At 52.8% G+C, this 11,554-nt stretch carries 4 tRNA genes and 6 rRNA genes; all 10 read left to right on the top strand.

Features of this window, described 5'->3' with window-relative positions:
• Positions 1-364 precede the first annotated feature (364 nt).
• The 10 genes from DFR39_RS19580 to rrf (DFR39_RS19625) all read left to right on the top strand — a co-directional run bounded on the left by DFR39_RS19580 (position 365) and on the right by rrf (DFR39_RS19625) (position 11,520).
• A 16S ribosomal RNA gene (locus DFR39_RS19580) occupies positions 365-1,893 on the top strand.
• A 175-nt stretch (positions 1,894-2,068) separates the two neighbouring features.
• A tRNA-Ile gene (locus DFR39_RS19585) sits at positions 2,069-2,145 on the top strand.
• 19 nt (positions 2,146-2,164) lie between these two features.
• Positions 2,165-2,240, top strand: a tRNA-Ala gene (locus DFR39_RS19590).
• Positions 2,241-2,563: 323 nt separating this feature from the next.
• Positions 2,564-5,442, top strand: a 23S ribosomal RNA gene (locus DFR39_RS19595).
• A gap of 193 nt (positions 5,443-5,635) precedes the next feature.
• Positions 5,636-5,748 (top strand): 5S ribosomal RNA (gene rrf / locus DFR39_RS19600).
• Between the two features lie 388 nt (positions 5,749-6,136).
• Positions 6,137-7,665 (top strand): 16S ribosomal RNA (locus tag DFR39_RS19605).
• Positions 7,666-7,840: 175 nt separating this feature from the next.
• Positions 7,841-7,917 (top strand) — tRNA-Ile (locus tag DFR39_RS19610).
• A gap of 19 nt (positions 7,918-7,936) precedes the next feature.
• Positions 7,937-8,012 (top strand) — tRNA-Ala (locus DFR39_RS19615).
• Positions 8,013-8,335: 323 nt separating this feature from the next.
• Positions 8,336-11,214 (top strand): 23S ribosomal RNA (locus tag DFR39_RS19620).
• Positions 11,215-11,407: 193 nt separating this feature from the next.
• Positions 11,408-11,520 (top strand): 5S ribosomal RNA (rrf, locus tag DFR39_RS19625).
• The 16S, 23S and 5S rRNA genes sit together here with 4 tRNA genes alongside, the layout of an rRNA operon.
• The last annotated feature ends 34 nt before the right edge of the window (positions 11,521-11,554 follow it).

The following is an 11,554-nucleotide window of genomic DNA, read 5'->3' on the forward strand; positions in this document are numbered from 1 at the left end:
AAATCCTGTGCTACAGTTGCGGGCTTCGCTGATCACAGCGGCTCGCAAGAGCGGTGGTGGTGAGTGAAGGGAAGCGAAAAGCGCGGCGAACAGTAAATGTTTAAAACGCTTGACGAGTTTGAGAAAAACAAGTCATAATCTCGCTTCTGTGCTGATCACTGATCAGCGGCGCGAAACAAGGTGGCAAAGCTGCTGAAGTTGAGCGAAGTTCTTTAAGAATTCACAGCCGATAAGCGTGGGCGTTTGAAGCGAAGTGACGATGGACAGTGATGTTCATCAAGTCCTTTGGACTTTAAACGCTCACGGAAGAAAGAATGAAGCTATGCAAATAGTCTTTGTTCGATTCCGTTGAGTAATCAAGATCGAACTGTAGAGTTTGATCCTGGCTCAGATTGAACGCTGGCGGCATGCCTTACACATGCAAGTCGAACGGTAACGCGGGGCAACCTGGCGACGAGTGGCGAACGGGTGAGTAATGTATCGGAACGTGCCCAGTTGTGGGGGATAACTGCTCGAAAGAGCAGCTAATACCGCATACGACCTGAGGGTGAAAGCGGGGGATCGCAAGACCTCGCGCAATTGGAGCGGCCGATATCAGATTAGGTAGTTGGTGGGGTAAAGGCCCACCAAGCCAACGATCTGTAGCTGGTCTGAGAGGACGACCAGCCACACTGGGACTGAGACACGGCCCAGACTCCTACGGGAGGCAGCAGTGGGGAATTTTGGACAATGGGCGCAAGCCTGATCCAGCCATGCCGCGTGCGGGAAGAAGGCCTTCGGGTTGTAAACCGCTTTTGTCAGGGAAGAAACGCTCTGGGTTAATACCTCGGGGTAATGACGGTACCTGAAGAATAAGCACCGGCTAACTACGTGCCAGCAGCCGCGGTAATACGTAGGGTGCAAGCGTTAATCGGAATTACTGGGCGTAAAGCGTGCGCAGGCGGTTATGCAAGACAGAGGTGAAATCCCCGGGCTCAACCTGGGAACTGCCTTTGTGACTGCATAGCTAGAGTACGGTAGAGGGGGATGGAATTCCGCGTGTAGCAGTGAAATGCGTAGATATGCGGAGGAACACCGATGGCGAAGGCAATCCCCTGGACCTGTACTGACGCTCATGCACGAAAGCGTGGGGAGCAAACAGGATTAGATACCCTGGTAGTCCACGCCCTAAACGATGTCAACTGGTTGTTGGGAGGGTTTCTTCTCAGTAACGTAGCTAACGCGTGAAGTTGACCGCCTGGGGAGTACGGCCGCAAGGTTGAAACTCAAAGGAATTGACGGGGACCCGCACAAGCGGTGGATGATGTGGTTTAATTCGATGCAACGCGAAAAACCTTACCTACCCTTGACATGCCAGGAATCCTGCAGAGATGTGGGAGTGCTCGAAAGAGAACCTGGACACAGGTGCTGCATGGCCGTCGTCAGCTCGTGTCGTGAGATGTTGGGTTAAGTCCCGCAACGAGCGCAACCCTTGTCATTAGTTGCTACGAAAGGGCACTCTAATGAGACTGCCGGTGACAAACCGGAGGAAGGTGGGGATGACGTCAGGTCATCATGGCCCTTATGGGTAGGGCTACACACGTCATACAATGGCCGGGACAGAGGGCTGCCAACCCGCGAGGGGGAGCTAATCCCAGAAACCCGGTCGTAGTCCGGATCGCAGTCTGCAACTCGACTGCGTGAAGTCGGAATCGCTAGTAATCGCGGATCAGCTTGCCGCGGTGAATACGTTCCCGGGTCTTGTACACACCGCCCGTCACACCATGGGAGCGGGTTCTGCCAGAAGTAGTTAGCCTAACCGCAAGGGGGGCGATTACCACGGCAGGGTTCGTGACTGGGGTGAAGTCGTAACAAGGTAGCCGTATCGGAAGGTGCGGCTGGATCACCTCCTTTCTAGAAAATGATCGAGCAGTTGGTTGTTGCCTGCAGCAGCTGACCAGCGAGATCCAACTAGCACTTCTTCTTCAAGCGCTCACACTTATCGGCTGTAAACACAACAGTGAGTGAACAAAGCGTGAGCTTGGGCGATGGCCTCAACGGGCGCTGGCAGGCAACGCAAAGAACGCGTGGGTCTGTAGCTCAGTCGGTTAGAGCACCGTCTTGATAAGGCGGGGGTCGCTGGTTCGAATCCAGCCAGACCCACCACGGATTTGTAGAAGATCCCGGGGGATTAGCTCAGCTGGGAGAGCACCTGCTTTGCAAGCAGGGGGTCGTCGGTTCGATCCCGTCATCCTCCACCAGTTCACTCATCAGGGTTGGCAAACCTCAGCAAGCGAGAAGTCGCTGTTGAGGTTTGCCAGTCTTAGACTTAAAAAAGTCGGCTGTTGTTCTTTAACAATTCGTAGAGTCGAATCAGCGTTGTTGGCGGAAAGCTGCAGCTCGTAAAGGGGCTGACGGCACCGTGCCGCCAATGACATTTGATTGCGTCACCAGACTTCAACTCAGCTAACAAGTTGAGAGTAATGAAGAACGGCGAAACGCGTAATACTCAAAAACAGTTCGATGAATACAAGATCGAACTGAGTCCTTGACGACATTGCAGTCAGCGATGTCAAAGTTATAGGGTCAAGTGACTAAGTGCATGTGGTGGATGCCTTGGCGATTACAGGCGACGAAGGACGTGATAGCCTGCGATAAGCTTCGGGGAGCTGGCAAATTAGCTTTGATCCGGAGATTTCCGAATGGGGAAACCCACCTCGCAAGAGGTATTGCATGCTGAATACATAGGCATGCAAGGCGAACCGGGTGAACTGAAACATCTCAGTAGCTCGAGGAAAAGACATCAACCGAGATTCCGAAAGTAGTGGCGAGCGAAATCGGAGTAGCCCTCGTGTTTTAGCAGTTGGCATATCAGAACGGAATGGAAAGTCCGGCCAAAGCGGGTGATAGCCCCGTATGAGAAATGTTGATTGTGGAACTAGGCACGAATAGAGTAGGGCGGGACACGTGAAATCCTGTCTGAATATGGGGGGACCATCCTCCAAGGCTAAATACTCGTAATCGACCGATAGTGAACAAGTACCGTGAGGGAAAGGCGAAAAGAACCCCGGGAGGGGAGTGAAATAGATCCTGAAACCGCATGCATACAAAAAGTAGGAGCCCGCAAGGGTGACTGCGTACCTTTTGTATAATGGGTCAGCGACTTACATTCAGTGGCGAGCTTAACCGAATAGGGAAGGCGCAGGGAAACCGAGTCCGAATAGGGCGAATTAGTCGCTGGGTGTAGACCCGAAACCAAGTGATCTATCCATGGCCAGGATGAAGGTACCGTAACAGGTGCTGGAGGTCCGAACCGACTAGTGTTGCAAAACTAGCGGATGAGCTGTGGATAGGGGTGAAAGGCTAAACAAACTTGGAAATAGCTGGTTCTCTCCGAAAACTATTTAGGTAGTGCCTCAAGTATTACCATCGGGGGTAGAGCACTGTTTAGGCTAGGGGGTCATGGCGACTTACCAAACCTTGGCAAACTCCGAATACCGATGAGTACAGCTTGGGAGACAGAGCACCGGGTGCTAACGTCCGGACTCAAGAGGGAAACAACCCAGACCGCCAGCTAAGGTCCCTAAAATTGGCTAAGTGGGAAACGAAGTGGGAAGGCTAAAACAGTCAGGATGTTGGCTTAGAAGCAGCCATCATTTAAAGAAAGCGTAATAGCTCACTGATCGAGTCGTCCTGCGCGGAAGATGTAACGGGGCTAAGCCAGTTACCGAAGCTGCGGATGTGCAATTTATTGCACGTGGTAGGAGAGCGTTCTGTAAGCCTGTGAAGGTGTCTCGTGAGGGATGCTGGAGGTATCAGAAGTGCGAATGCTGACATGAGTAGCGTTAAAGGGGGTGAAAAGCCCCCTCGCCGTAAGCGCAAGGTTTCCTACGCAACGTTCATCGGCGTAGGGTGAGTCGGCCCCTAAGGCGAGGCAGAGATGCGTAGCTGATGGGAAACAGGTCAATATTCCTGTACCGATCTATAGTGCGATGTGGGGACGGAGAAGGTTAGCTCAGCCGGGTGTTGGATGTCCCGGTTCAAGCCTGTAGTCGTGCCTGGTAGGCAAATCCGCCGGGCTTAGATGAGGGGTGATAACGAGTCTGCTTGCAGACGAAGTGAGTGATACCCTGCTTCCAGGAAAAGCCACTAAGCTTCAGCTATAGACGACCGTACCGCAAACCGACACTGGTGCGCGTGATGAGTATTCTCAGGCGCTTGAGAGAACTCTGGAGAAGGAACTCGGCAAATTGACACCGTAACTTCGGAAGAAGGTGTGCCTTTAGTAGGTGAAGTTGTACAAATGGAGCCCAATGAGGCCGCAGAGAATCGGTGGCTGCGACTGTTTATTAAAAACACAGCACTCTGCAAAGACGAAAGTCGACGTATAGGGTGTGACGCCTGCCCGGTGCTGGAAGATTAAATGATGGGGTGCAAGCTCTTGACTGAAGTCCCAGTAAACGGCGGCCGTAACTATAACGGTCCTAAGGTAGCGAAATTCCTTGTCGGGTAAGTTCCGACCTGCACGAATGGCGTAACGATGGCCACACTGTCTCCTCCAGAGACTCAGCGAAGTTGAAATGTTTGTGATGATGCAATCTCCCCGCGGAAAGACGGAAAGACCCCATGAACCTTTACTGTAGCTTTACATTGGACTTTGAACAGATCTGTGTAGGATAGGTGGGAGGCTTTGAAGTAAGGTCGCTAGATCTTATGGAGCCGACGTTGAAATACCACCCTGGTGTGTTTGAGGTTCTAACCTTGGCCCGTGATCCGGGTTGGGGACAGTGTATGGTGGGCAGTTTGACTGGGGCGGTCTCCTCCCAAAGTGTAACGGAGGAGTTCGAAGGTACGCTAGGCACGGTCGGAAATCGTGCTGATAGTGCATTGGCATAAGCGTGCTTGACTGCGAGACTGACAAGTCGAGCAGGTACGAAAGTAGGACAAAGTGATCCGGTGGTTCTGTATGGAAGGGCCATCGCTCAACGGATAAAAGGTACTCTGGGGATAACAGGCTGATACCGCCCAAGAGTTCATATCGACGGCGGTGTTTGGCACCTCGATGTCGGCTCATCTCATCCTGGGGCTGTAGCCGGTCCCAAGGGTATGGCTGTTCGCCATTTAAAGAGGTACGTGAGCTGGGTTTAAAACGTCGTGAGACAGTTTGGTCCCTATCTTCCGTGGGCGCTGCAAGATTGAGAGAGCCTGCTCCTAGTACGAGAGGACCGGAGTGGACGCACCTCTGGTGTACCGGTTGTCACGCCAGTGGCATTGCCGGGTAGCTAAGTGCGGAAGAGATAACCGCTGAAAGCATCTAAGCGGGAAACTCGTCTCAAGATGAGTCTTGCCGGGGCCTAGAGCCCCCTGAAGGGTCGTTCGAGACCAGGACGTTGATAGGCTGGGTGTGGAAGCGCAGTAATGCGTTAAGCTGACCAGTACTAATTGCCCGTGAGGCTTGACCCTATAACTTTGACAGTGCAAAACCTAGCAAGGTGGCACGTCAGAGGACGAGGATCACACGTTAAGCCGTTCTTCCTTCAACGAAGTTTGAAGACGCAATCAAATCAAAGCTGATTCACGCTTGTAGCCCCGCGCTACAATGCAACTCTACGAATTGGGTTTGCTGTTCCACGCAACAGCAGGCCAACAAGTCAAGCCTGACGACCATAGCGAGTTGGTCCCACTCCTTCCCATCCCGAACAGGACAGTGAAACGACTCCGCGCCGATGATAGTGCGGGTTCCCGTGTGAAAGTAGGTCATCGTCAGGCTATTTACGACGAGACGCCCGGTCGACAGACCGGGCGTTTCCATCTGCGCTGTCAGATGCAAGCCTTGAGAGCAGGGCTTGCATGTGCCAGAGATCGGCGAAAGCTGATCGACAGCAGATCGAGGCAAATAGGTGTTGACACTAAGACGAAAGTCGTCAATAATCTCGCCTCTTCGCTGATCACTGATCAGCGGCGCGAAACAAGGTGGCAAAGCTGCTGAAGTTGAGCGAAGTTCTTTAAGAATTCACAGCCGATAAGCGTGGGCGTTTGAAGCGAAGTGACGATGGACAGTGATGTTCATCAAGTCCTTTGGACTTTAAACGCTCACGGAAGAAAGAATGAAGCTATGCAAATAGTCTTTGTTCGATTCCGTTGAGTAATCAAGATCGAACTGTAGAGTTTGATCCTGGCTCAGATTGAACGCTGGCGGCATGCCTTACACATGCAAGTCGAACGGTAACGCGGGGCAACCTGGCGACGAGTGGCGAACGGGTGAGTAATGTATCGGAACGTGCCCAGTTGTGGGGGATAACTGCTCGAAAGAGCAGCTAATACCGCATACGACCTGAGGGTGAAAGCGGGGGATCGCAAGACCTCGCGCAATTGGAGCGGCCGATATCAGATTAGGTAGTTGGTGGGGTAAAGGCCCACCAAGCCAACGATCTGTAGCTGGTCTGAGAGGACGACCAGCCACACTGGGACTGAGACACGGCCCAGACTCCTACGGGAGGCAGCAGTGGGGAATTTTGGACAATGGGCGCAAGCCTGATCCAGCCATGCCGCGTGCGGGAAGAAGGCCTTCGGGTTGTAAACCGCTTTTGTCAGGGAAGAAACGCTCTGGGTTAATACCTCGGGGTAATGACGGTACCTGAAGAATAAGCACCGGCTAACTACGTGCCAGCAGCCGCGGTAATACGTAGGGTGCAAGCGTTAATCGGAATTACTGGGCGTAAAGCGTGCGCAGGCGGTTATGCAAGACAGAGGTGAAATCCCCGGGCTCAACCTGGGAACTGCCTTTGTGACTGCATAGCTAGAGTACGGTAGAGGGGGATGGAATTCCGCGTGTAGCAGTGAAATGCGTAGATATGCGGAGGAACACCGATGGCGAAGGCAATCCCCTGGACCTGTACTGACGCTCATGCACGAAAGCGTGGGGAGCAAACAGGATTAGATACCCTGGTAGTCCACGCCCTAAACGATGTCAACTGGTTGTTGGGAGGGTTTCTTCTCAGTAACGTAGCTAACGCGTGAAGTTGACCGCCTGGGGAGTACGGCCGCAAGGTTGAAACTCAAAGGAATTGACGGGGACCCGCACAAGCGGTGGATGATGTGGTTTAATTCGATGCAACGCGAAAAACCTTACCTACCCTTGACATGCCAGGAATCCTGCAGAGATGTGGGAGTGCTCGAAAGAGAACCTGGACACAGGTGCTGCATGGCCGTCGTCAGCTCGTGTCGTGAGATGTTGGGTTAAGTCCCGCAACGAGCGCAACCCTTGTCATTAGTTGCTACGAAAGGGCACTCTAATGAGACTGCCGGTGACAAACCGGAGGAAGGTGGGGATGACGTCAGGTCATCATGGCCCTTATGGGTAGGGCTACACACGTCATACAATGGCCGGGACAGAGGGCTGCCAACCCGCGAGGGGGAGCTAATCCCAGAAACCCGGTCGTAGTCCGGATCGCAGTCTGCAACTCGACTGCGTGAAGTCGGAATCGCTAGTAATCGCGGATCAGCTTGCCGCGGTGAATACGTTCCCGGGTCTTGTACACACCGCCCGTCACACCATGGGAGCGGGTTCTGCCAGAAGTAGTTAGCCTAACCGCAAGGGGGGCGATTACCACGGCAGGGTTCGTGACTGGGGTGAAGTCGTAACAAGGTAGCCGTATCGGAAGGTGCGGCTGGATCACCTCCTTTCTAGAAAATGATCGAGCAGTTGGTTGTTGCCTGCAGCAGCTGACCAGCGAGATCCAACTAGCACTTCTTCTTCAAGCGCTCACACTTATCGGCTGTAAACACAACAGTGAGTGAACAAAGCGTGAGCTTGGGCGATGGCCTCAACGGGCGCTGGCAGGCAACGCAAAGAACGCGTGGGTCTGTAGCTCAGTCGGTTAGAGCACCGTCTTGATAAGGCGGGGGTCGCTGGTTCGAATCCAGCCAGACCCACCACGGATTTGTAGAAGATCCCGGGGGATTAGCTCAGCTGGGAGAGCACCTGCTTTGCAAGCAGGGGGTCGTCGGTTCGATCCCGTCATCCTCCACCAGTTCACTCATCAGGGTTGGCAAACCTCAGCAAGCGAGAAGTCGCTGTTGAGGTTTGCCAGTCTTAGACTTAAAAAAGTCGGCTGTTGTTCTTTAACAATTCGTAGAGTCGAATCAGCGTTGTTGGCGGAAAGCTGCAGCTCGTAAAGGGGCTGACGGCACCGTGCCGCCAATGACATTTGATTGCGTCACCAGACTTCAACTCAGCTAACAAGTTGAGAGTAATGAAGAACGGCGAAACGCGTAATACTCAAAAACAGTTCGATGAATACAAGATCGAACTGAGTCCTTGACGACATTGCAGTCAGCGATGTCAAAGTTATAGGGTCAAGTGACTAAGTGCATGTGGTGGATGCCTTGGCGATTACAGGCGACGAAGGACGTGATAGCCTGCGATAAGCTTCGGGGAGCTGGCAAATTAGCTTTGATCCGGAGATTTCCGAATGGGGAAACCCACCTCGCAAGAGGTATTGCATGCTGAATACATAGGCATGCAAGGCGAACCGGGTGAACTGAAACATCTCAGTAGCTCGAGGAAAAGACATCAACCGAGATTCCGAAAGTAGTGGCGAGCGAAATCGGAGTAGCCCTCGTGTTTTAGCAGTTGGCATATCAGAACGGAATGGAAAGTCCGGCCAAAGCGGGTGATAGCCCCGTATGAGAAATGTTGATTGTGGAACTAGGCACGAATAGAGTAGGGCGGGACACGTGAAATCCTGTCTGAATATGGGGGGACCATCCTCCAAGGCTAAATACTCGTAATCGACCGATAGTGAACAAGTACCGTGAGGGAAAGGCGAAAAGAACCCCGGGAGGGGAGTGAAATAGATCCTGAAACCGCATGCATACAAAAAGTAGGAGCCCGCAAGGGTGACTGCGTACCTTTTGTATAATGGGTCAGCGACTTACATTCAGTGGCGAGCTTAACCGAATAGGGAAGGCGCAGGGAAACCGAGTCCGAATAGGGCGAATTAGTCGCTGGGTGTAGACCCGAAACCAAGTGATCTATCCATGGCCAGGATGAAGGTACCGTAACAGGTGCTGGAGGTCCGAACCGACTAGTGTTGCAAAACTAGCGGATGAGCTGTGGATAGGGGTGAAAGGCTAAACAAACTTGGAAATAGCTGGTTCTCTCCGAAAACTATTTAGGTAGTGCCTCAAGTATTACCATCGGGGGTAGAGCACTGTTTAGGCTAGGGGGTCATGGCGACTTACCAAACCTTGGCAAACTCCGAATACCGATGAGTACAGCTTGGGAGACAGAGCACCGGGTGCTAACGTCCGGACTCAAGAGGGAAACAACCCAGACCGCCAGCTAAGGTCCCTAAAATTGGCTAAGTGGGAAACGAAGTGGGAAGGCTAAAACAGTCAGGATGTTGGCTTAGAAGCAGCCATCATTTAAAGAAAGCGTAATAGCTCACTGATCGAGTCGTCCTGCGCGGAAGATGTAACGGGGCTAAGCCAGTTACCGAAGCTGCGGATGTGCAATTTATTGCACGTGGTAGGAGAGCGTTCTGTAAGCCTGTGAAGGTGTCTCGTGAGGGATGCTGGAGGTATCAGAAGTGCGAATGCTGACATGAGTAGCGTTAAAGGGGGTGAAAAGCCCCCTCGCCGTAAGCGCAAGGTTTCCTACGCAACGTTCATCGGCGTAGGGTGAGTCGGCCCCTAAGGCGAGGCAGAGATGCGTAGCTGATGGGAAACAGGTCAATATTCCTGTACCGATCTATAGTGCGATGTGGGGACGGAGAAGGTTAGCTCAGCCGGGTGTTGGATGTCCCGGTTCAAGCCTGTAGTCGTGCCTGGTAGGCAAATCCGCCGGGCTTAGATGAGGGGTGATAACGAGTCTGCTTGCAGACGAAGTGAGTGATACCCTGCTTCCAGGAAAAGCCACTAAGCTTCAGCTATAGACGACCGTACCGCAAACCGACACTGGTGCGCGTGATGAGTATTCTCAGGCGCTTGAGAGAACTCTGGAGAAGGAACTCGGCAAATTGACACCGTAACTTCGGAAGAAGGTGTGCCTTTAGTAGGTGAAGTTGTACAAATGGAGCCCAATGAGGCCGCAGAGAATCGGTGGCTGCGACTGTTTATTAAAAACACAGCACTCTGCAAAGACGAAAGTCGACGTATAGGGTGTGACGCCTGCCCGGTGCTGGAAGATTAAATGATGGGGTGCAAGCTCTTGACTGAAGTCCCAGTAAACGGCGGCCGTAACTATAACGGTCCTAAGGTAGCGAAATTCCTTGTCGGGTAAGTTCCGACCTGCACGAATGGCGTAACGATGGCCACACTGTCTCCTCCAGAGACTCAGCGAAGTTGAAATGTTTGTGATGATGCAATCTCCCCGCGGAAAGACGGAAAGACCCCATGAACCTTTACTGTAGCTTTACATTGGACTTTGAACAGATCTGTGTAGGATAGGTGGGAGGCTTTGAAGTAAGGTCGCTAGATCTTATGGAGCCGACGTTGAAATACCACCCTGGTGTGTTTGAGGTTCTAACCTTGGCCCGTGATCCGGGTTGGGGACAGTGTATGGTGGGCAGTTTGACTGGGGCGGTCTCCTCCCAAAGTGTAACGGAGGAGTTCGAAGGTACGCTAGGCACGGTCGGAAATCGTGCTGATAGTGCATTGGCATAAGCGTGCTTGACTGCGAGACTGACAAGTCGAGCAGGTACGAAAGTAGGACAAAGTGATCCGGTGGTTCTGTATGGAAGGGCCATCGCTCAACGGATAAAAGGTACTCTGGGGATAACAGGCTGATACCGCCCAAGAGTTCATATCGACGGCGGTGTTTGGCACCTCGATGTCGGCTCATCTCATCCTGGGGCTGTAGCCGGTCCCAAGGGTATGGCTGTTCGCCATTTAAAGAGGTACGTGAGCTGGGTTTAAAACGTCGTGAGACAGTTTGGTCCCTATCTTCCGTGGGCGCTGCAAGATTGAGAGAGCCTGCTCCTAGTACGAGAGGACCGGAGTGGACGCACCTCTGGTGTACCGGTTGTCACGCCAGTGGCATTGCCGGGTAGCTAAGTGCGGAAGAGATAACCGCTGAAAGCATCTAAGCGGGAAACTCGTCTCAAGATGAGTCTTGCCGGGGCCTAGAGCCCCCTGAAGGGTCGTTCGAGACCAGGACGTTGATAGGCTGGGTGTGGAAGCGCAGTAATGCGTTAAGCTGACCAGTACTAATTGCCCGTGAGGCTTGACCCTATAACTTTGACAGTGCAAAACCTAGCAAGGTGGCACGTCAGAGGACGAGGATCACACGTTAAGCCGTTCTTCCTTCAACGAAGTTTGAAGACGCAATCAAATCAAAGCTGATTCACGCTTGTAGCCCCGCGCTACAATGCAACTCTACGAATTGGGTTTGCTGTTCCACGCAACAGCAGGCCAACAAGTCAAGCCTGACGACCATAGCGAGTTGGTCCCACTCCTTCCCATCCCGAACAGGACAGTGAAACGACTCCGCGCCGATGATAGTGCGGGTTCCCGTGTGAAAGTAGGTCATCGTCAGGCTATTTACCCTCAAAACCCCTCTCAGCGTTAGCTG

It is taken from the genome of Roseateles asaccharophilus (assembly GCF_004362405.1).
In the GTDB taxonomy this organism is placed as follows: Bacteria; Pseudomonadota; Gammaproteobacteria; order Burkholderiales; family Burkholderiaceae_C; genus Kinneretia; species Kinneretia asaccharophila.